Source organism: Tateyamaria sp. LSS28, assembly GCF_059611725.1.
Map to the genome: position 1 here is coordinate 212,189 of NZ_JCAPFI010000003.1, position 18,375 is coordinate 230,563.

Annotated in this window: 22 protein-coding genes; 7 read left to right on the forward strand and 15 right to left on the reverse strand. The window is 58.8% G+C overall.

The window, feature by feature from the left end:
• Position 1: 1 nt before the first annotated feature.
• From sufD to iscR, 9 genes are all read right to left on the reverse strand, one after another.
• Positions 2-1,276: a Fe-S cluster assembly protein SufD gene (gene sufD / locus AC53L6_RS09610; protein ID WP_496907697.1), complete on the reverse strand. Its 1,275-nt coding sequence runs from the start codon at positions 1,274-1,276 to the stop codon at positions 2-4.
• Positions 1,276-2,031: a Fe-S cluster assembly ATPase SufC gene (gene sufC, locus AC53L6_RS09615; protein WP_299198324.1), complete on the reverse strand. Its 756-nt coding sequence runs from the start codon at positions 2,029-2,031 to the stop codon at positions 1,276-1,278. Before sufC ends, sufD begins: the two co-directional genes overlap by 1 nt.
• Positions 2,032-2,063: 32 nt before the next feature.
• A complete protein-coding gene (locus AC53L6_RS09620; protein ID WP_299201084.1) occupies positions 2,064-2,378 on the reverse strand; it encodes a heavy metal-binding domain-containing protein in 315 nt (104 codons plus the stop codon).
• A 10-nt stretch (positions 2,379-2,388) separates the two neighbouring features.
• Positions 2,389-2,721, reverse strand: coding sequence for a hypothetical protein (locus AC53L6_RS09625; RefSeq protein ID WP_496907698.1), 333 nt, complete (start codon positions 2,719-2,721; stop codon positions 2,389-2,391).
• Positions 2,722-2,811: 90 nt separating this feature from the next.
• The gene (locus tag AC53L6_RS09630; protein ID WP_496907699.1) at positions 2,812-3,066 is read right to left on the reverse strand and encodes a hypothetical protein; all 255 of its coding nucleotides are present in this window, start codon (positions 3,064-3,066) and stop codon (positions 2,812-2,814) included.
• Positions 3,063-3,254: a hypothetical protein gene (locus AC53L6_RS09635; protein WP_299699710.1), complete on the reverse strand. Its 192-nt coding sequence runs from the start codon at positions 3,252-3,254 to the stop codon at positions 3,063-3,065. Before AC53L6_RS09635 ends, AC53L6_RS09630 begins: the two co-directional genes overlap by 4 nt.
• A 3-nt stretch (positions 3,255-3,257) precedes the next feature.
• The gene (gene sufB, locus AC53L6_RS09640; protein WP_496907700.1) at positions 3,258-4,772 is read right to left on the reverse strand and encodes a Fe-S cluster assembly protein SufB; all 1,515 of its coding nucleotides are present in this window, start codon (positions 4,770-4,772) and stop codon (positions 3,258-3,260) included.
• Positions 4,773-4,800: 28 nt separating this feature from the next.
• The gene (locus tag AC53L6_RS09645) at positions 4,801-5,844 is read right to left on the reverse strand and encodes a cysteine desulfurase family protein (protein ID WP_496907701.1); all 1,044 of its coding nucleotides are present in this window, start codon (positions 5,842-5,844) and stop codon (positions 4,801-4,803) included.
• Between the two features lie 54 nt (positions 5,845-5,898).
• Positions 5,899-6,360, reverse strand: a complete 462-nt coding sequence (iscR, locus tag AC53L6_RS09650; RefSeq protein WP_299198381.1) for a Fe-S cluster assembly transcriptional regulator IscR — start codon at positions 6,358-6,360, stop codon at positions 5,899-5,901.
• A gap of 158 nt (positions 6,361-6,518) precedes the next feature.
• On the opposite strand from iscR, the gene AC53L6_RS09655 reads away from it, so the two are divergent.
• The 4 genes from AC53L6_RS09655 to AC53L6_RS09670 all read left to right on the forward strand — a co-directional run bounded on the left by AC53L6_RS09655 (position 6,519) and on the right by AC53L6_RS09670 (position 9,298).
• Complete coding sequence (locus tag AC53L6_RS09655) at positions 6,519-7,172, forward strand: alpha/beta hydrolase (RefSeq protein ID WP_299198384.1); 654 nt, start codon at positions 6,519-6,521, stop codon at positions 7,170-7,172.
• Positions 7,172-7,411, forward strand: coding sequence for a hypothetical protein (locus tag AC53L6_RS09660; RefSeq protein ID WP_189370632.1), 240 nt, complete (start codon positions 7,172-7,174; stop codon positions 7,409-7,411). Before AC53L6_RS09655 ends, AC53L6_RS09660 begins: the two co-directional genes overlap by 1 nt.
• The gene (locus AC53L6_RS09665; protein ID WP_299198390.1) at positions 7,408-7,983 is read left to right on the forward strand and encodes an HD domain-containing protein; all 576 of its coding nucleotides are present in this window, start codon (positions 7,408-7,410) and stop codon (positions 7,981-7,983) included. Before AC53L6_RS09660 ends, AC53L6_RS09665 begins: the two co-directional genes overlap by 4 nt.
• Positions 7,984-8,083: 100 nt before the next feature.
• A complete protein-coding gene (locus AC53L6_RS09670; protein WP_472728084.1) occupies positions 8,084-9,298 on the forward strand; it encodes an NADP-dependent isocitrate dehydrogenase in 1,215 nt (404 codons plus the stop codon).
• Here the strand turns inward: AC53L6_RS09670 and AC53L6_RS09675 are convergent.
• Complete coding sequence (locus tag AC53L6_RS09675; protein WP_496907702.1) at positions 9,295-10,128, reverse strand: class II glutamine amidotransferase; 834 nt, start codon at positions 10,126-10,128, stop codon at positions 9,295-9,297. The genes AC53L6_RS09670 and AC53L6_RS09675 overlap by 4 nt on opposite strands.
• Before the next feature lie 3 nt (positions 10,129-10,131).
• Positions 10,132-10,338: a DUF6356 family protein gene (locus AC53L6_RS09680; protein ID WP_496907703.1), complete on the reverse strand. Its 207-nt coding sequence runs from the start codon at positions 10,336-10,338 to the stop codon at positions 10,132-10,134.
• A 114-nt stretch (positions 10,339-10,452) separates the two neighbouring features.
• Between AC53L6_RS09680 and AC53L6_RS09685 the strand changes: the two genes are divergently transcribed.
• From AC53L6_RS09685 to typA, 3 genes are all read left to right on the forward strand, one after another.
• Positions 10,453-10,911 (forward strand): Lrp/AsnC family transcriptional regulator, encoded by a 459-nt coding sequence (locus tag AC53L6_RS09685; protein ID WP_299596759.1) that lies wholly within the window; start codon positions 10,453-10,455, stop codon positions 10,909-10,911.
• An 11-nt stretch (positions 10,912-10,922) separates the two neighbouring features.
• Positions 10,923-11,258: a DMT family transporter gene (locus AC53L6_RS09690; RefSeq protein WP_299198416.1), complete on the forward strand. Its 336-nt coding sequence runs from the start codon at positions 10,923-10,925 to the stop codon at positions 11,256-11,258.
• Positions 11,259-11,385: 127 nt separating this feature from the next.
• Positions 11,386-13,203, forward strand: a complete 1,818-nt coding sequence (typA, locus tag AC53L6_RS09695; protein WP_496907704.1) for a translational GTPase TypA — start codon at positions 11,386-11,388, stop codon at positions 13,201-13,203.
• Between the two features lie 38 nt (positions 13,204-13,241).
• On the opposite strand, the gene AC53L6_RS09700 is transcribed toward typA, so the two are convergent.
• The 4 genes from AC53L6_RS09700 to recA all read right to left on the reverse strand — a co-directional run bounded on the left by AC53L6_RS09700 (position 13,242) and on the right by recA (position 18,245).
• Positions 13,242-13,793, reverse strand: a complete 552-nt coding sequence (locus AC53L6_RS09700) for a hypothetical protein (protein ID WP_496907705.1) — start codon at positions 13,791-13,793, stop codon at positions 13,242-13,244.
• A 226-nt stretch (positions 13,794-14,019) separates the two neighbouring features.
• On the reverse strand, positions 14,020-14,307 hold the full coding sequence (locus AC53L6_RS09705; RefSeq protein ID WP_299198442.1) for a DUF1330 domain-containing protein: 288 nt from the start codon (positions 14,305-14,307) through the stop codon (positions 14,020-14,022).
• Position 14,308: 1 nt separating this feature from the next.
• Positions 14,309-16,996 (reverse strand): alanine--tRNA ligase, encoded by a 2,688-nt coding sequence (gene alaS, locus AC53L6_RS09710; protein WP_496907706.1) that lies wholly within the window; start codon positions 16,994-16,996, stop codon positions 14,309-14,311.
• 169 nt (positions 16,997-17,165) lie between these two features.
• The gene (recA, locus tag AC53L6_RS09715; RefSeq protein WP_299198488.1) at positions 17,166-18,245 is read right to left on the reverse strand and encodes a recombinase RecA; all 1,080 of its coding nucleotides are present in this window, start codon (positions 18,243-18,245) and stop codon (positions 17,166-17,168) included.
• Between the last annotated feature and the right edge of the window lie 130 nt (positions 18,246-18,375).

An 18,375-nucleotide genomic window follows, 5' to 3' on the forward strand; every position in this document is an offset into this window, starting at 1 on the left:
CTTAGCCCCGGTGACGCTCCAGCCAGCCTTGCAGGCGTTCAACCAATGCGTCGCGCAAAACTTCGTCCTCGATCTCTTCCACCGCCTCGGCGAGGAAGGCCAACGTCAACAGATCCGTTGCGATCTCAGCCGGGACACCGCGCGAGCGCAGGTAGAACAACGCATCTTCATCAATGGCACCAGACGTGGACCCGTGGGAACAGGCCACATCGTCGGCATAGATTTCAAGCTCGGGCTTGGCGAGGAACTGGCTGTCATCATCCAGCAAAAGCGACTGGCTGATCTGATAACCGTCTGTTTTCTGGGCCCCTTCCTTGACCAGGATCTTGCCCTGGAACACACCGACAGCACCGTTGCGCAGCACCTTCTTGAACACCTGGCGGCTTTCGCAGCGCAGCGCGTCATGGGTGACAAACACCGTGTCGTCGTGGTGGAAATCGCCATCGCCCACGCAGGCGCCGGCCACATGCGCCACCGCATCGTCACCGGTGATATCGATCACGCATTCGTTGCGGGTCAGGCGACCATTCACGGTCAGCGTGAACGACTTGAACACGGATTCGGCGCCCAACCGCGTAAAGATATGCGTGGCTGCGCGGCGTTCGTGGTCCCGCCCCTGGGCACGTACATGATGGAAGGTCGCGCCATCGGCCACATCTACTTCCATTACCTTATTGAAACGTGCAGCGGCCGGGCCGGTTTCGAGCAAGGTCACCTCGGCACCCGGATCAAGCTTGATCACGTGGTGCAAGATCGCGTCCGACGTTTCGTTTTCATGCAAGTAGATGAAATTGATAGGCTTTTCAGCCCTGTCCGTGACATGAACCAACACGCCATCGGTGGCATAGGCCGTGTTCAACGCTGCCAACGGCCTTGGCACGTAGTGACCGTTCCCCTCAAGCGCACCGTAAAGGTCGGACGCCCAGTGAATATCTGCGCTTTCGGCCAGCCGGTCGATGCGTACACCAGACAAGGTCAGATCATCAGACTGATCGGCGTCGAATACACCATCGACAAACACGATCTTGAGCCGGTCAAGGTCGCCAAACAACGGCCCCTCTTCGTTGTGGAACAGCGCGGCGACGGGGGCTGTGGGCTGCACAAGGCTGTCCGGCCGCGTGAACTTCCAATACTCGTCGCGCCGTCCGGGCAGACCCATTTCACGCACACGGGCCAAGGCCGCCTTGCGTGCGGCATCTGCCCAGCCGTTTTGCGGCATGGTCAGGGTGTCCAACCGATCCTCGGTCGGGTTCGATTTTGGTGCGGGTTCAGCCATTATGCCACCTCGGCCAGGATGTCGGCGTAGCCGTTGTTTTCAACTTCAAGCGCCAGCTCGGGGCCACCGGTTTTTACGATCTTGCCGTCTGCCATGATGTGCACAACGTCCGGTTTGATGTGATCGAGCAGACGCTGGTAGTGCGTGATCACCAGGAACCCGCGCCCTTCGTTGCGCAGCGCGTTCACACCTTCGGCGACCAGCTTCATCGCGTCGACGTCAAGGCCGGAATCGGTTTCATCCAAGATGCACATCTTGGGTTCCAGCATCGCCATCTGCAGGATTTCATTACGTTTTTTCTCACCACCCGAGAATCCAACATTGACGGGACGCTTGAGCATGTCAGCGTCGATTTTCAATGCTTTGGCACGTTCACGGATGACCTTCAGGAAGTCAGCGGCGCTCATTTCATCTTCGCCGCGCGCTTTGCGTTGCGCGTTCACAGCCGTGCGAAGAAAGGTCATGTTGCCGACGCCAGGAATTTCGACCGGGTATTGGAAGGCCAGGAACAGGCCCGCCGCGGCGCGTTCTTCCGGTTCCATCTCGAGCAGGTCTTCACCATCCAGCGTGGCTTCTCCGCTCGTGACTTCGTAGCCGTCGCGGCCCGACAGAACATAAGACAGGGTGGATTTGCCCGAGCCGTTTGGCCCCATGATCGCGTGCACCTTGCCTGCTTCGACCGTGAGGTCGACGCCTTTCAGAATCTGCTTGTCTTCTTCTTCAAGTTGCACATGCAAGTCTTTGATGTTCAGCATTTTTCTTTTCCTCGTCTCGCGCCTGTCGCGCGCTATTGCAGAATGACAGCAGTGCCCGAAACACTGACCATCAACATTGAGTCCCCAACAACCTCGTAGTCGAGGTCGATTCCGATGACGGCGTTCGCGCCGAGCGCTGCCGCACGTTGTTCCAGTTCCGCCATCGCCATATCGCGTGCGTCCTGAAGTTTGGATTCATATGCGCCGGCTCGACCGCCAACGATGTCCCTGACGCCGGCAAAGAAATCGCGGACAATATTGGCCCCCATGATCGCCTCGCCCACGACAATGCCGCGGTAGTCGGTGACCTTGCGGCCTTCGACCGTGTTTGTCGTGGTCAGGATCATCTTGCGCCCTTCAGTCATGTCCATGTGGCTGACTGCAGTCTCGGCACAGACCGTCACCGGCACGGGCACACCGCAGAATTGTGACGAACCGAAGTGTCAGCGCGCCCCAGCAGATGAAAAGGACAAGCCCCATCAGGATCTCGAACCGTTCTGCGTATTTTGCAATGAACCAGCCGTCTTCGACCATCTCGGCAACAATTTCGTCATGTGCGATGGACAGCATGAACACAATCAGGTGGCCGAGGATCACCAAGGTCAGCTCGCGTGTTTCCGGCAAGAGCCGACCGGGGTGTCCGAACCGGACCTGCAGGCCGCTTGGCTTGCGTGGTGTATCAGGTGCCATCGAATTACCCTCCCTGCACAAGCGCAGTCTGCTGCCGACCACGGACCTGTCCATCGGTGGCGTCTACGCAGGGCGCTGTTGTTTTGCAGTTCATTCCACATCCTCCGACGTAGCGCGGGCGAACAACCGTTGGGTTCCCGTAGCCACTGCAACAGACAGCATCAAAAGCGCAAGCCACACCCAGAAGGACGTCAGCGCCCCCGGCGCAAGTGACGCAGCCACAATCATTCCACCGATCACGGTGATGACAAAGGCCAGCCCGCCCTGCTGTGTGCCATCGAGGTTCGAGGCCACGTGACGTTTAATCCTAGCGTCGGATTGCTGTGTGTTCGAGATTTGCGTCATCGATCCGCCCCGGCAAAAAGAAAGAACGCCGCCCCAATCGCGCCACCTGTCATGGCCCCGCCGATGGCCAACGCCGCGGCGAAGTCAGGCAGCAACATCGCACCCACGCCACCGCCGATTGCCGCGCCCCCAAGGACGGACAAGGCCATGATCGCAAAGGCGGACCGGGATTCCTTCTGTTCAGACATGGATCAGCCCACCGATCCTTCCAGCGAAATGGCAACCAGCTGCTGCGCTTCCATGGCGAACTCCATGGGCAACGCCTGCAGCACGTCCTTGCAGAAGCCGTTGACCACAAGGGCCACCGCCTCTTCCTCGTCCATGCCACGGCTGCGGCAGTAGAACAGTTGGTCGTCGTCCACCTTGGACGTCGTCGCCTCGTGTTCGACACGGGAAGAGTTGTTCTTCACCTCTATATACGGAACCGTGTGGGCACCGCATTTGTCGCCGATGAGCAAGCTATCACACTGGGTGTAGTTGCGGCTGTCCTTGGCTTTGGGGTGCATGGACACCAGACCACGGTAGGTGTTCTGGGCCTTGCCTGCGCTGATCCCCTTGGACACGATGCGCGACTTGGTGTTCTTGCCCAGGTGCACCATTTTGGTGCCGGTGTCGGCCTGCTGCATATTGTTGGCGATGGCGATGGAGTAGAACTCGCCCTGGCTGTCGTCACCGCGCAGGATGCAGGACGGATACTTCCACGTCACGGCAGAACCGGTTTCCACCTGTGTCCACATCACTTTTGCCCGGTCGCCCCGGCAATCGGCGCGCTTGGTCACGAAGTTATAGATGCCGCCCTTGCCGTTTTCATCCCCGGGATACCAGTTCTGAACGGTGGAATATTTGACCTCTGCATCTTCCATGATCACAATTTCGACCACAGCGGCGTGCAGTTGCGAGGTATCGCGCTGAGGTGCCGTGCACCCTTCAAGGTAGGACACGTAGCTGCCCTTGTCCGCGATGATCAGCGTGCGTTCGAACTGGCCGGTGTTTTCGGCATTGATGCGGAAGTAGGTCGACAATTCCATGGGGCAGCGGACACCCGGCGGGATGTAAACAAATGAGCCATCCGAGAAGACCGCGCTATTCAGCGTGGCATAGAAATTGTCCTGCACCGGCACGACTGATCCAAGGTATTTCTTCACCAGCTCGGGATGTTCCTTGATCGCTTCGGAAATCGAGCAGAAGATCACGCCAGCTTTTCTCAGCTCCGCTTGGAACGTGGTGCCAACGGACACGGAATCGAACACCGCATCCACCGCGACCTTGCGGCCCTCGGCTGGCGCATTCTCGGCCCCTTCAACGCCAGCAAGGATCATCTGTTCCTTCAGCGGAATGCCCAGCTTTTCATAGGTGGCGAGCAGTTTGGGGTCGACCTCGTCCAGCGACTTCGGCTTGACCTCCATCGATTTGGGGCGCGCGTAGTAATACTGATCCTGGAAGTCGATCTCGGGATAGTCGACCATGGCCCAGTCTGGTTCCTTCATCTGCAGCCAGCGGTCATAGGCTTGCAGACGCCATTCGGTCATCCACTCCGGCTCTTCATTCTTTTCCGAGATGAGCTTGACGATGTCTGGTGTCAGGCCCTTTGGCGCGTACTCCATCTCGATGTCGGTTTCCCAACCGTACTTGTACGCTCCACCCACCTCGGCAACGGCATCTACCGTTTCCTGATCAACACCTTCCTTGACTACCACATTTTCCATGTCGGACATCCTCTCGCATCTGAGCGGTTCACGCCGCCCGCGCCTCGTGTTTCTTCAGCTTTTGCGCCCACACATCGACAAAGCGCAAAACATCTTCTTCCGTTGTCTCAAGCCCCAGCGACACCCGCACTGCCGATGCCGCCTCAAGCTCCGAATAGCCCATGGCCTTCAGCACCCGACTGGCCTTGACCTTGCCACTGGAACAGGCCGAACCCGCCGAGATGGCGAAACCGGCCAGATCCATCTGCATCACCTGCGTTTCGCCCTTCCAGCCGGGCGTGATGAAACAGGAGGTGTTCGGCAGCCGCGTCGCCTCTTTCCCGACAAAAATAGTTGTCTTTGACGCGGCAGCAAGAGCCTTTTCTAGAATATTTCTAAGTTTCTCGACGCGGGCCCACTTTCCATCGGCAACGTCACGTTGTGCGGCCTCGGCTGCAGCGCCGAAACCAGCGATTCCGATTACATTCTCAGTGCCAGACCTGCGGCCCATTTCCTGACCGCCGCCGCGTATCTGCGCCTGCACATCCAGACCTTGTCGCAAGACCAATGCACCTACGCCCTTTGGGCCACCAAGCTTGTGACCCGAAATTAAACCCATCTCTACGCCCAGCCAATCGAACCCAAAAGGCAGCTTACCGAAAGCTTGCGTCAGATCGCTGAGGGCGAGCCCCTGCTGAACATCCTGCACCACACCTGTTTCGGAGTTGGCGAACTGCAGGCAAGACGCGGCGGGTGTTGCTACCCGAACATGACCGTTGGCATCCGCCGCCAAAACCGGGTCAATCCATGCGCCCACCGCATCATGTTCAACAGCAGATCCGTGCAAGGACCGCCCGGCGCAGGCAAGAGCCGCCGCCTCGGTCGCGCTGGCTGTAAAGACGATGTCGGCAGCCGATGCACCCAACGCGTCAGAAACCTGCCCCCGCGCTTTCTCGACAATCGCTTTGGCCGCGCGCCCCTCGGCATGCACCGACGACGGATTGCCCACCACATCCATGGCACGCAGCATCGCCTCGCGCGCCTGCGCCCGCAGAGGTGTCGTCGCGTTATGATCCAGATAGACCCGGCTCATGTCTTCCCTGTTTCAAAAAATCCCGGGGGTCTGGGGGCTGGCCCCCAGTCGACATCAACCATCATCGACGACCGCAAAGAGGTTCGGCACCGCAGGACACGGGGCCAATTCGTTCCCGATCACATCCGAAAGCCGCGTCTGATGCAGGAAGACATATACATGGGCGCTCAGCCCTTCCCAAAGCCGATTGGTCAGCGACTGCGCCTTGGACCCAGATGCCGCACCAGTGGCTCCGGCCCCCTTGTGCATCGCATCCACCTTTTCATCGACCGCTGCCAGAATGTCAGCAACACGGATGTCGGACGCCGAACGCGCGAGTTTGTAGCCGCCGCCCGGTCCACGCACTGACGACACCAGATCAGCGCGCCGCAGCTTCACAAACAACTGTTCCAGATAGGGCAAAGAGATGTCCTGCCGGGTCGAGATATCGCCCAGGCTCACAAGCTGATCGCCCGGCTGCATCGCGATGTCAGCCAGCGCCACCATCGCATAGCGCCCTTTGGTCGACAGTTTCATCTCAAAACCCCCAATTGACGTCACCGACACAAGGCCATACATCGTTGCCACTGCAGGATGTATGACCTGTCGGATAAGTTAGAACCGTTCTAAGGTGCCCGATCAATTTCGTCAAGAAATCGGAACCCAAAAAAAGACGCGCGAGGACAGAACACCATATGCCCGAGGTCATTTTTCCCGGACCCGAAGGCCGCCTCGAAGGCCGCTACCACCCCCAAAAAGAACGTGATGCGCCGATTGCCATCGTTTTGCATCCGCACCCGCAGTTTGGCGGCACCATGAATCACAAGGTGGTGCACGCGCTGCACTACGCTTTTTACAACATGGGGTTCACTGTTCTGCGCTTCAACTTCCGTGGTGTCGGACGCAGCCAGGGCGAATATGATCAGGGTATCGGCGAGCTGAGCGATGCCGCTTCGGCCCTCGACTACCTGCAGTCGATGAACAACAATTCCAAGCACTGCTGGGTTGCAGGCTTTTCGTTCGGCGCGTGGATCGGCATGCAGCTCTTGATGCGGCGGCCCGAGATCACTGGATTCATCTCAGTGTCGCCCCCCGCCAACATGTATGACTTTTCGTTCCTGGCGCCCTGCCCGTCTTCGGGCCTGATCATCAACGGCACATCCGACCGTGTGGCGCCGCCCGCGGATACAGAGGCGCTGGTGTCCAAACTGCATGAGCAAAAGGGCATCACCATCACGCATACTCAGGTCGAAGGGGCCGGCCACTTCTTTGAAGAGCCGCACCTGGACACTTTGATCGGCAACACGACCGACTATGTGAAACGGCGTCTGACCGAGACCACGCGTTAATGGCTGACCCCGTTGTCGTCGAAATGGCCAACAAGCTGGCCGAGGAATGTCTGGCTGTGCAGAACGAGCTGGGCAACGACCGCTTGTTCATGGAAGTGGGCGATGTGCTGGGCGCATCGTCCCAAACGCTGGAGGAGGCATTCCTGACGGCGATCCGGACGCGGATGGCAAATGACGCCGGTCGCCGCTTTCTGGCCCAGAAACTCAAGGCGCATCGCGCGGAACAGGCATCTGAGTGACGCGGCTGGATCAGCAGATCGCCTTTCTCAACGAGGCGGACAAGCTCAAATCCATCCTGCGCGCAACGACCCTGGCTGACGGCAGCCGGGCGGAAAACAGCGCGGAACATTCTTGGCACCTGACCCTCTATGCTTTGGTCCTTTCGGATCAGGCAGGCCCTGATGTCGACATCAACAGCGTCATCAAGATGCTGATCCTCCACGATCTGGTCGAGATTGATGCAGGCGACAACCCTATCTTCGAAGACGTAGATGCCGCTACCGTCGCGGCACAGGAACAGGCTGCGGCCGATCGCATCTTTGGCCTTTTGCCTGTCGATATTGCCCAGGCGTTGCGCCCGATCTGGGAAGAGTTCGAAGCGGCAGAAACCCCGACTGCGCAGTTTGCGAAAGCGCTGGACCGGTTTCAACCACCGATGCTGAACCTCGCGTCGGGCGGTGGCAGTTGGACAGACTACAATGTCACCGAAGAAACCATTGCCACCCGCGTCGGAACTAAGATTGAGCGTGGCGCACCGGGACTGTGGGATTATGCCAGCAAACGCATCAGTGCGTTCTTTGACGCGCTCTAGTGCAGCGTAATTTCTGTATACCGTTGCATACAGTCTTTCCAAACGCCTTCCAACCCGCTAAGCGCTACGCAGGACAGACAGTGCTGCAAAGGACCCATCCATGACCAAGATCAAGGTAGAGAACCCCATTGTCGAAATGGACGGGGACGAGATGACCCGCATCATGTGGGACTTCATCAAGAAGAAGTTGATCGAACCCTATCTGGATATCGACCTGCTCTACTACGATCTGGGGATCGAGGAACGCGACAAGACCGAAGATCAGATCACCATCGACGCCGCCGAAAAGACCAAGGAGGTGGGCGTCGCCGTCAAATGCGCGACCATCACCCCGGATGAGGCACGGGTCGAGGAATTCGGCCTCAAGAAGATGTGGCGCAGCCCCAACGGCACCATCCGCAACATCTTGGGCGGCGTGATCTTTCGCCAGCCGATCATCTGCCGCAACGTGCCCCGCTTGGTCCCCGGCTGGACACGCCCCATCGTGGTGGGTCGTCATGCCTTTGGAGACCAGTACAAAGCCACGGACATGAAATTCCCCGGTGCAGGCACGCTGACCATGAAGTTCGTTGGCGAAGACGGCACCGAGATCGAGCACGAGGTCTACAAGGCCGACAGCGCGGGCGTGTTCATGTCCATGTATAACGTCGACAAGTCGATCTACGACTTTGCACGTGCGTCCTTCAACTACGGCCTGAACCTTGGTTGGCCGGTCTATCTGTCAACCAAGAACACGATCCTCAAGCAATATGACGGGCGGTTCCTTGAAATCTTCCAAGAGGTCTATGACGCCGAATTCAAGGAAAAATTCGAAGCGAAGAAAATCTGGTACGAACACCGCCTGATCGACGACATGGTGGCCTGTGCCATCAAGTGGAATGGTGGATTTGTCTGGGCCTGTAAGAACTACGACGGCGATGTGCAGTCAGACGTGGTGGCCCAAGGCTTCGGCTCGCTTGGCATGATGACCAGCCAGTTGATGACGCCCGATGGCAAGATCGTCGAGGCCGAGGCCGCGCACGGCACCGTCACACGCCACTACCGCCAGCATCAAGCGGGCGAGCAGACCTCGACCAACTCCATCGCGTCCATCTATGCTTGGACAGGCGGCCTGAAGCACCGGGCGAAGCTTGATGAAAACGCGCAGCTCAAGCGCTTTGCCGAGACATTGGAAAAGGTGATTGTGGACACCGTTGAGTCCGGTCACATGACCAAGGACCTGGCGCTGCTTGTTGGTCCCGATCAGGGGTGGCTGACCACCATGGGCTTCCTTGAGAAGATCGACGAAAACCTGAACAAGGCGCTGGCTGGTTAAACCAGCTCCAGACTGTCTGGCGACCCTGCTGCACTATACGTGGGGTCGCCAAAGCGCCGCGGCTGAAACGAAGCCGTGCGCACGCCATCGGGGCCGAAACTGCAAAAAGTGCCCGGTGGAACTGCGGTCCATCCGTCATGTTGATCGTCAAACGGCTCGGACACGATGGCCCATCCCTGCCAGTTTTCCTTCCATCGATAATAGAGCGACGGCGACTTGTCGTCAGATGCATAACGCGCTGCGTAGAGCGTTTTACCATCGGACAAGGCAACGCTAAGCCGCATATGCGGGGCCGTCCCGTGGCGCATCGACAGAGTTTCAAGCTGGTGCACCGCGTGTTCCAATGCCCGCTGAGGGTCAATATCCAACCCTGCACCCGCCGCCAACAGGAACAGAGTTTCAGAATCCGTGGCACCTTTGCGATGCTCATACAACGCATCCGTGATCAGCATATCCGCCTTCTTGCGAAACGAACCGAATCCACCGACCTGACCGTTATGCATGAAGGACCAGCGTCCAAGGGCAAATGGGTGACAATTGTTGCGACTGGTTGCCGTCTCTGTCGACGCCCGCACATGCACCAGAAACATGCCAGATTTCACCTGACGGGCGATGGATTGCAGGTTGGGGTCCGACCATGCCGGATAGACATCGCGAAACAGCCCCGGTTCCGGCCTGTGCGCATACCACGCCAGACCAAACCCATCTGCATTGACGGCTGTCTTGCACTCTTCGGCCGACAAGGATTGATTGACCAGCGAATGCTTTGGCTCTGCAATCATGTCCGACAGAAAAAGCGGAGCCCCGGTGTAAGCCGCCCATCTGCACATGGATCAACGACCGCGGTTGTGAGTTTTAGAATACATGCCAGCGATCATGTTGCTTGCTGTTTTTTCAAACAGACACGGGATAAATGCGTGGATCAGCGCCGCCCCACCGGCCAAGAACAACCGGACAGCAAATCCACCCGCAAAAACGGCATGTTGCGCATAGCTTTCATCTACGCTGCGGGGGTGGGATAGAAACACACGGGTCAGCATCTGAAACTCCTGAATTGATTTCCGTCATCCTATGCTGGCGTCGGGGTCATTTTTTCCCAAATTGGCCCTTAACCGCCCCTTGTTCTGTGACATGCTCCCACCGACATAGGGGTAATGAAGACATTTGATGACATAGACATGCGAATCCTGCGCGAGTTGCAGCAGGACGCGGGCGTTTCACTTGAAACGCTCGGGGAACGGGTTGGCCTCAGCCGGAATGCATGCTGGCGACGGGTGCGCGCGCTTGAAGACAGCGGCGCGGTCAAGGGCCGTGTGGCGTTGCTCGATCCGACGGCCGTCGGTCTGAGCTTGATGGTGTTCATGCAAATCCGAACACAAAGCCATGACCCCGACTGGCAACAGCGGTTCAACAGGGCTGTCCAGGCGATTCCCGGCATTCTGAGCGTTTACCGGATGACCGGTGATCTGGACTATTTGATCCGGGCGCGCGTATCAGACATGGCGGGTTACGATGACCTGTACCAACAGCTGATCCACCACGTGCCCATTGCAGACGTGTCGGCCAGCTTCGTTATGGAAGAGATCAAGGACAGCACAGCACTGCCCATCTGAAAGACACGCCAATGCCCCTTCACTATGTTTACCTTGTTCTGGCCGTCGCTGCCGAGACGATCGGTACCACCGCCCTGCAAGCCAGCAACCAGTTCACGCGGATGGGTCCAACGCTGCTGGTCGTTCTGGCCTATGGGGTGGCGTTTTACTTTCTGGGCATTGCGCTGAAATACATCCCCGTCGGTATTGCCTATGCCCTCTGGTCTGGGCTGGGGATCGTCCTGATCGCTTTGATCGGCTTTGCGGTGTTTGGGCAGGTCCTTGATCTGGCTGCCGTGCTTGGACTGGGATTGATCATCACAGGTATTGTGGTGATTCAGCTCTTCTCTACAACGGCGACACACTAGGGGTCTTTGACCCTTTCATTCTGCATTGCGGCGCTATATGGGCCGGGCAACGGGCGCACTGTCACTCAAGACCGTGTCGCCAACATCGGACATCTATGTCCTACCGCTTCGCTACTTGAGGACAGATATGGATCTGCGCAACATCGCCATCATCGCCCACGTCGACCACGGCAAGACTACGCTTGTGGACGAATTGCTGAAACAGTCCGGCACATACCGCGACAACCAGGCCACAACCGAACGGGCCATGGACAGCAATGACCTGGAACGCGAGCGCGGGATCACCATCCTGGCCAAGGCGACATCCGTCGAATGGAAGGGCACGCGCATCAACATCGTGGACACGCCCGGCCACGCCGATTTCGGCGGTGAGGTCGAGCGTATCCTGTCGATGGTTGATGGTGTTGTACTGCTGGTGGATGCCGCCGAAGGACCGATGCCGCAGACCAAGTTCGTAACCTCCAAGGCCTTGGCGCTGGGCCTGCGCCCCATTGTCGTTCTGAACAAGGTCGACAAACCCGATGGAGAGCCGGACCGCGCGCTTGACGAATGCTTTGACCTCTTTGCCAACCTTGGTGCGGATGATGACCAGCTTGATTTCCCGGCGATGTATGCTTCGGGCCGCTCAGGTTGGGCAGACATGGAGCTAGATGGCCCGCGCAAGGACCTTTCGGCGCTGTTTGATCTGATCGTGGATCACGTCCCTGCCCCGGCACAAGTCGCAGCCAAGGACGAACCCTTCCGCATGCTGGCGACCACTTTGGGATCGGACCCGTTCATTGGCCGTATCCTGACGGGCCGTGTCGAATCCGGAACCTTGAAAGCGGGCGAAACCGTCAAGGCGCTCAGCCGCGATGGCACCCTGATCGAAAACTTCCGCTGCACCAAGATCCTCGCCTTCCGCGGGCTGGGCCAGCAGCCCATCGATCTGGCCGAGGCGGGCGATATCGTCACGCTTGCTGGCATGTCAAAGGCGACCGTGGCCGACAGTATCGTTGCGACATCCGTGAGCGAGGCCCTGCCCGCACAACCCATCGATCCACCAACCATCACCGTCACCTTTGGCATCAACGACTCGCCCATGGCCGGTCGTGACGGCAAGAAGGTGCAATCACGTGTGATCCGTGACCGCCTGATGAAAGAAGCGGAATCGAACGTTGCAATCAAGATCACCGACACCGCGGGCGGCGACGCCTTCGAAGTGGCAGGCCGCGGCGAATTGCAGATGGGTGTCCTGATCGAAAACATGCGCCGCGAAGGGTTCGAGCTGAGCATTTCGCGCCCGCAAGTGCTGTTTCACGAGATCGACGGCGTCCGCCACGAACCGATCGAAGAAGCCACCATCGACGTGGATGATGAATACTCAGGCGCGGTCATCGAAAAGCTGACCGGCGTGCGCAAGGGCAATCTGGTCGAGATGAAACCGGCCGGGGCCGGCAAGACCCGCATCGTGGCCCATGTGCCGTCGCGCGGGTTGATCGGCTATCACGGCGAATTCCTCACCGACACGCGCGGCACCGGCGTGCTGAACCGCGTGTTCCATGAATGGGCGCCCCACAAGGGACCGATCCCGGGCCGTCGCGCTGGCGTCTTGATCTCGATGGAAAACGGCCAATCCGTCGCGTTCGCCCTCTGGAACCTCGAAGAGCGGGGTCGCATGTTCATCGGGGCGCAAGCCGACGTCTATACCGGTATGATCATTGGTGAACACAGCCGCGACAACGACCTGGAAGTGAATCCACTGAAGGGCAAGAAGTTGACCAACGTGCGCGCCTCGGGCACGGACGAAGCGGTGCGTCTGACGACACCGATCACCATGTCACTGGAAGAAGCAATCGCTTACATCGACGACGATGAACTGGTCGAAGTCACGCCGAATGCCGTGCGGTTGCGCAAGCGATATCTGGACCCGCACGAACGCAAGCGGATGGCGAGGGCCAGCTGATCAGGAAGGCGGACACACCGCCCTCCCTTAGTCGGTGATCAATCGTCAAACGGGAAAATGCCGGTGTCGTCTTTATCGCTACCTTTCTCTTCGGCAGCACGCACGCGCTTCTCGATCTCGTCCAGATGACCCAACTCGAACGGCCGTGCCGGACTCGGAATGTGTTTGAGCACCTGTTCGATCCCGTCCTCTGCCAATTGTGCCGCGTCGTTCGGAATCGCCTCTTGTTGTACGGCGTCCTGAACCGCAGCCAAAAAGATGCGCCCGCACCGATGTGCGCTTGGGTTGAACAGCGTGACGCATTGATGTTTGTCACAGCACGCCTGAACCACCGCGCTGTCGGTGAAATGATTGACGTAGTAAAATCCATCACCGATGCGGAAACTCCAGACCGCGTTGATCCGATAGCACCCGGGGGGCACGCGAATGCTGCGATGGCCACAAGGCGCGGGAATGACGGCATATTCCCGGTCGCACCACCGCAGGATCGATCCATCGCAGTTGTAGATGTTGATGTACCAGGTGCGGCTGCTGATCTTGCATGGATCATCAAGGGCGGTCACCCAAACGTTTAGATTTGCCAAAGACATAAAGAATTCCTCCCAGAAATGGGCACAAACGCCCCGAGGGGCGCAAAAGAAGTGCATGTTTGAATTCAGGGGCGAGATGTCGCGCGGGGCACAACCCCCGTCCCAACGATCAACGACGCGACAATTGCGCCGTGAGATGCACTATATCACACAAGCGTGAGTCGAAAAACTCGCCTTTCGGGATTTCTGTCAGACATTGGAAACGGCGGCGTGCGCCGACAAACGGCTACTCAGTCGTTTCGACGATCAAGAGTTCGCGTTCCGATGCGCCGCGCGCATGTTCAAGTGCGGCTTGATACGCGTCGGAATGGTAGCACCGCTCGGCCGTTTCGACATCGGGGAACCGGGCCACGACATTGCGGGGCCGGTCCTTGCCTTCCAGCTGCACGTAACGCCCGCCCCGGGCGATGAAGGTGCCGCCATGGTTGGCGATAGCGACCGTCGCGCCTGCTGCATATTTCTTGTATGCCTCTTCGTCCGTCACCGTGACATGTGCAATCCAGAGTGCTGGCATCTTATCCTCCCATGACCGCCTTGGCAGCTGCGATGGCCGCGTCGGCATTTGCTGCATCCTTGGCCCCGCCCTGGGCCATGTCCGGGCGACCACCACCGCCCTTGCCACCCAGCTCCACCACAGCAGCCTTGACCAGATCCACGGCGTTCACGCTGTCAGTCTTGTCCTGCGTGACACCCGCAGCCACGGCCACTTTGCCATCTGCATCCGCGATCAAAAGGATCGCGCCGGTTCCCATGCGGCTTTTGTGCTCGTCAATCAGCGCAGGCAGATCACGGCCTGTCACACCGCTCAGCACCTGCGCGAGGAACGGTGTTCCGTTCACATCCTCAGCTTCGGGCGCGGCTTGCCCGCCACCCGCCATCGCGAGATCACGGCGCAGCTGCGCCACTTCGGCGGCCAGCGCCTTGCGTTCGTCCATGAGCGCCTTGACGCGGGCCGGCACATCCTGGGCCTGCGCTTTCAGTTCGGTGGCCGTTCGAGCCAAGAGACCTTCTTGATCACGCAAGTGTTTCATCGCGGCCTGCCCCGTCAGCGCCTCGATCCGGCGCACACCGGCGCTGGACGCGCTGTCACCCAACGTGACGAAAGCCCCGATATCGCCCGTTTGGCGCACATGCGTGCCACCGCACAATTCAAGCGAATAGGTATCGCCGCTGATGCCTTTGCCCGATCCGGCTTCGGTGCCCATGGACACCACACGCACCTCATCACCGTATTTTTCGCCGAACAGCGCTTGCGCTCCCAGGTCACGCGCATCATCGGGCGTCATGATCCGGGTCTCGACCGGTGCGTTCTGGCGGATATAGGCGTTTACCTCAGCCTCGACCGTGTTCAATTCTTCAAGGCTCATCGCCTTGCCGTGGCTAAAGTCGAAACGCAGGCGATCCGGCGCATTGAGCGAGCCGCGCTGCGCCACGTGATCCCCAAGCGCATTCCGGAGCGCTTCATGCAGCAGGTGCGTGGCCGAGTGGTTTGCACGGATTGTCGTGCGCCGCGCGTGATCAACCTCAAGCCGAACGGGATCACCAACAGCCAGTTGACCGCTGTCCACCGTGACGTAGTGAGCATAAAGCCCGCCAGCCCGCTTTTGCACGTCGCTTAAATGTCCGGAAAATCGAGTCTCGTATTCTTCCTGACTTCCTTCGACAATCCGCACATGCCCATGGTCGGCAACCTGCCCACCCGATTCCGCGTAAAACGGGGTCTGATTGAAGACGACCCAGGCACCGCCTCCATCGACATCCAGTGATGGGACGTCAGCACCCTCGCTGACAATGGCAAGCACCACCCCTTCAGCGATTTCGGTGTCATAGCCCAAGAAATCGGTGGCGGCGTGACTATCTGCCAAATCGAACCAGACGGTCGCATCCGCAGCTTCGCCAGATCCCGACCACGCAGCACGGGCCTTGGCCTTTTGCTCGGCCATGGCGGCATCAAAGCCTTCCGTGTCCACCCCACGCCCCTTTTCACGCAAGGCATCCTGCGTCAGATCAAGCGGGAAACCATAGGTGTCATAGAGTTTGAACGCTGCGGCTCCGGGCAGATCAGCATCATCGGCCAGCCCGGCGACCTCATCATCCAGCAGCTTCAGCCCTCGGTCGAGTGTTTGCTTGAACCGGGTTTCCTCGGCTTGAAGCGTTTCCGTGATCAACGCCTGCGCCTGCCCCAATTCCGGGTAGGCCGCGCCCATCTGCTGCACCAACGCAGGCACCAGCCGGTACATGACCGGGTCCTTGGCCCCCAAAAGGTGCGCATGCCGCATCGCGCGGCGCATGATCCGACGCAGCACGTATCCGCGCCCGTCATTCGACGGCATCACGCCATCCGCAATCAGGAACGAGGTCGAGCGCAAGTGATCTGCAATCACCCGATGATGCACGTTCTGGTCGCCATAGGGATCAACGCCCGTCACATCTGCGGAGGCTTCGATCAGCGACTTGAACAGGTCCGTGTCGTAGTTGTCGTGGCTGCCTTGAAGCAACGCCCCAATGCGCTCCAGCCCCATACCGGTATCGATGGACTGCATCTCCAGATCGATCATAGACCCATCTTCGAACTGCTCGTTCTGCATGAAAACGATGTTCCAGATCTCGATAAAGCGGTCGCCATCCTCCTCCGGGCTGCCGGGCGGGCCGCCCCAGATGTGGTCGCCGTGATCATAGAAAATCTCGGTACACGGACCGCAGGGACCGGTCGGCCCCATCTGCCAGAAGTTGTCGGAGGTCGCGATGCGGATGATCCGGTCCTCGGGCACGCCAACCTTCTTCCAGATCTCAAACGCTTCATCATCGGTGTGATACACGGTGACATAAAGGCGATCCTTGGGAATTCCGAACTCACCGGTGATCAGGTTCCATGCGAACGGGATCGCTTCGTGCTTGAAATAATCGCCGAAACTGAAGTTCCCCAGCATCTCGAAGAACGTGTGGTGGCGGGCGGTGTAACCCACATTGTCGAGGTCATTGTGTTTGCCCCCGGCGCGCACACATTTCTGCGCTGTTGTTGCCCTAGTATAGTCGCGACGCTCAAGCCCGGTGAACAGGTTCTTGAACTGCACCATGCCCGAGTTCACGAACATCAACGTAGGATCGTTGCGCGGCACCAGCGGGCTGGACGGCACAACGGCATGCCCTTGTTTTTCAAAGTAATTCAGAAAGGTCGAACGGATGTCATTGAGCGATGGCATGGGCATGGTCCCGGGGCGTCAGATCAGTTGCCCTGACATAGCCCCGAGGGCGGACAGTGTCCACAAACGAAACGGGGCGCCGCCGTCGCGACACCCCGTTCCGGATATTGTCCGCACCACGTCTGGAGCGCCGGGGACGTTCTGGGCCCGGCCCCCTGTGCCCGACCGATCAGGCCTCGAGGATATCGTCGTCCTCGACCTGCTCATGCTTGGGCATATCGAAGTCGAGCCCATGCGCCGCTCGGATTTTGTCTTCGATGTCATAGGCGATGCGACCGTTTTCCTTCAGGAAGGTCTTGGCGTTCTCACGCCCCTGCCCGATCCGCTCATCCCCATAGCTGAACCAGGAGCCCGATTTCTCGACCACGCCAGCCTTTACTCCAAGGTCGAGCAGTTCGCCCATTTTCGAGATGCCTTCGCCATACATGATGTCGAATTCCACCTGCTTGAAGGGCGGTGCCACCTTGTTCTTAACAACCTTGACGCGCGTCGCGTTGCCGACAACCTCATCACGATCCTTAAGCGCGCCGATACGACGGATATCGAGCCGGACGGAGGAGTAGAATTTCAACGCATTGCCGCCCGTCGTCGTTTCGGGCGAGCCGAACATGACGCCGATTTTCATGCGGATCTGGTTGATGAAGATCACCATGCAGTTGGAACGGCTGATCGACCCGGTCAGCTTGCGCATCGCCTGGCTCATCAGGCGGGCTTGCACGCCGACGCTGCTGTCACCCATGTCGCCCTCGAGTTCTGACTTCGGCGTCAGAGCAGCAACAGAATCAACAACCACCATGTTCACGGCGCCGGAACGCACCAGCGTATCAGTGATCTCAAGCGCTTGTTCACCGGTGTCCGGCTGCGAGATCAGCAGCTCATCAATGTTTACGCCCAGTTTCTTGGCATATTGCGGGTCCAGCGCGTGTTCGGCATCGACAAAGGCACAGACACCGCCCTGTTTTTGCTGTTCAGCCACGCAATGCAGGGTCAGCGTGGTTTTACCTGACGATTCAGGGCCATAGATCTCGACGATGCGCCCCATGGGCAAGCCGCCTATGCCAAGCGCGATGTCGAGGCCAAGCGAGCCGGTCGAGCTGGCCTTGATGTCCTGAATGGCGTTCTCGTCACCCAGCTTCATGATCGATCCCTTGCCGAACTGACGTTCGATCTGGGCCAGTGCGCTGTCGAGCGCCTTTTGTTTGTCTGCCGATTTCTTGTCTGTCATTGTCAAAAGGTCTGCCGTTGCCATTGCTTTGGTCCTTTGTGTCATACCCGCCGGGGGGCGGCAATCACTGCCGAGGCTGCTTCGATGTTCTCCTTGTGTTCCTTATGAGATCAAATCGGGAACATTTCAATAAATTTCTACTTAACTACCTTTT

Excerpts from the sequence above, each read along its gene's own strand:
- sufD (WP_496907697.1), bottom strand. The coding sequence starts at position 1,276 with ATGGCTGAACCCGCACCAAAATCGAACCCGACCGAGGATCGGTTGGAC.
- sufC (WP_299198324.1), bottom strand. The coding sequence starts at position 2,031 with ATGCTGAACATCAAAGACTTGCATGTGCAACTTGAAGAAGAAGACAAG.
- AC53L6_RS09620 (WP_299201084.1), bottom strand. The coding sequence starts at position 2,378 with ATGATCCTGACCACGACAAACACGGTCGAAGGCCGCAAGGTCACCGAC.
- AC53L6_RS09625 (WP_496907698.1), bottom strand. The coding sequence starts at position 2,721 with ATGGCACCTGATACACCACGCAAGCCAAGCGGCCTGCAGGTCCGGTTC.
- AC53L6_RS09630 (WP_496907699.1), bottom strand. The coding sequence starts at position 3,066 with ATGACGCAAATCTCGAACACACAGCAATCCGACGCTAGGATTAAACGT.
- AC53L6_RS09635 (WP_299699710.1), bottom strand. The coding sequence starts at position 3,254 with ATGTCTGAACAGAAGGAATCCCGGTCCGCCTTTGCGATCATGGCCTTG.
- sufB (WP_496907700.1), bottom strand. The coding sequence starts at position 4,772 with ATGGAAAATGTGGTAGTCAAGGAAGGTGTTGATCAGGAAACGGTAGAT.
- AC53L6_RS09645 (WP_496907701.1), bottom strand. The coding sequence starts at position 5,844 with ATGAGCCGGGTCTATCTGGATCATAACGCGACGACACCTCTGCGGGCG.
- iscR (WP_299198381.1), bottom strand. The coding sequence starts at position 6,360 with ATGAAACTGTCGACCAAAGGGCGCTATGCGATGGTGGCGCTGGCTGAC.
- AC53L6_RS09655 (WP_299198384.1), top strand. The coding sequence starts at position 6,519 with ATGCCCGAGGTCATTTTTCCCGGACCCGAAGGCCGCCTCGAAGGCCGC.
- AC53L6_RS09660 (WP_189370632.1), top strand. The coding sequence starts at position 7,172 with ATGGCTGACCCCGTTGTCGTCGAAATGGCCAACAAGCTGGCCGAGGAA.
- AC53L6_RS09670 (WP_472728084.1), top strand. The coding sequence starts at position 8,084 with ATGACCAAGATCAAGGTAGAGAACCCCATTGTCGAAATGGACGGGGAC.
- AC53L6_RS09675 (WP_496907702.1), bottom strand. The coding sequence starts at position 10,128 with ATGTGCAGATGGGCGGCTTACACCGGGGCTCCGCTTTTTCTGTCGGAC.
- AC53L6_RS09680 (WP_496907703.1), bottom strand. The coding sequence starts at position 10,338 with ATGCTGACCCGTGTGTTTCTATCCCACCCCCGCAGCGTAGATGAAAGC.
- AC53L6_RS09685 (WP_299596759.1), top strand. The coding sequence starts at position 10,453 with ATGAAGACATTTGATGACATAGACATGCGAATCCTGCGCGAGTTGCAG.
- AC53L6_RS09690 (WP_299198416.1), top strand. The coding sequence starts at position 10,923 with ATGCCCCTTCACTATGTTTACCTTGTTCTGGCCGTCGCTGCCGAGACG.
- typA (WP_496907704.1), top strand. The coding sequence starts at position 11,386 with ATGGATCTGCGCAACATCGCCATCATCGCCCACGTCGACCACGGCAAG.
- AC53L6_RS09700 (WP_496907705.1), bottom strand. The coding sequence starts at position 13,793 with ATGTCTTTGGCAAATCTAAACGTTTGGGTGACCGCCCTTGATGATCCA.
- AC53L6_RS09705 (WP_299198442.1), bottom strand. The coding sequence starts at position 14,307 with ATGCCAGCACTCTGGATTGCACATGTCACGGTGACGGACGAAGAGGCA.
- alaS (WP_496907706.1), bottom strand. The coding sequence starts at position 16,996 with ATGCCATCGCTCAATGACATCCGTTCGACCTTTCTGAATTACTTTGAA.
- recA (WP_299198488.1), bottom strand. The coding sequence starts at position 18,245 with ATGGCAACGGCAGACCTTTTGACAATGACAGACAAGAAATCGGCAGAC.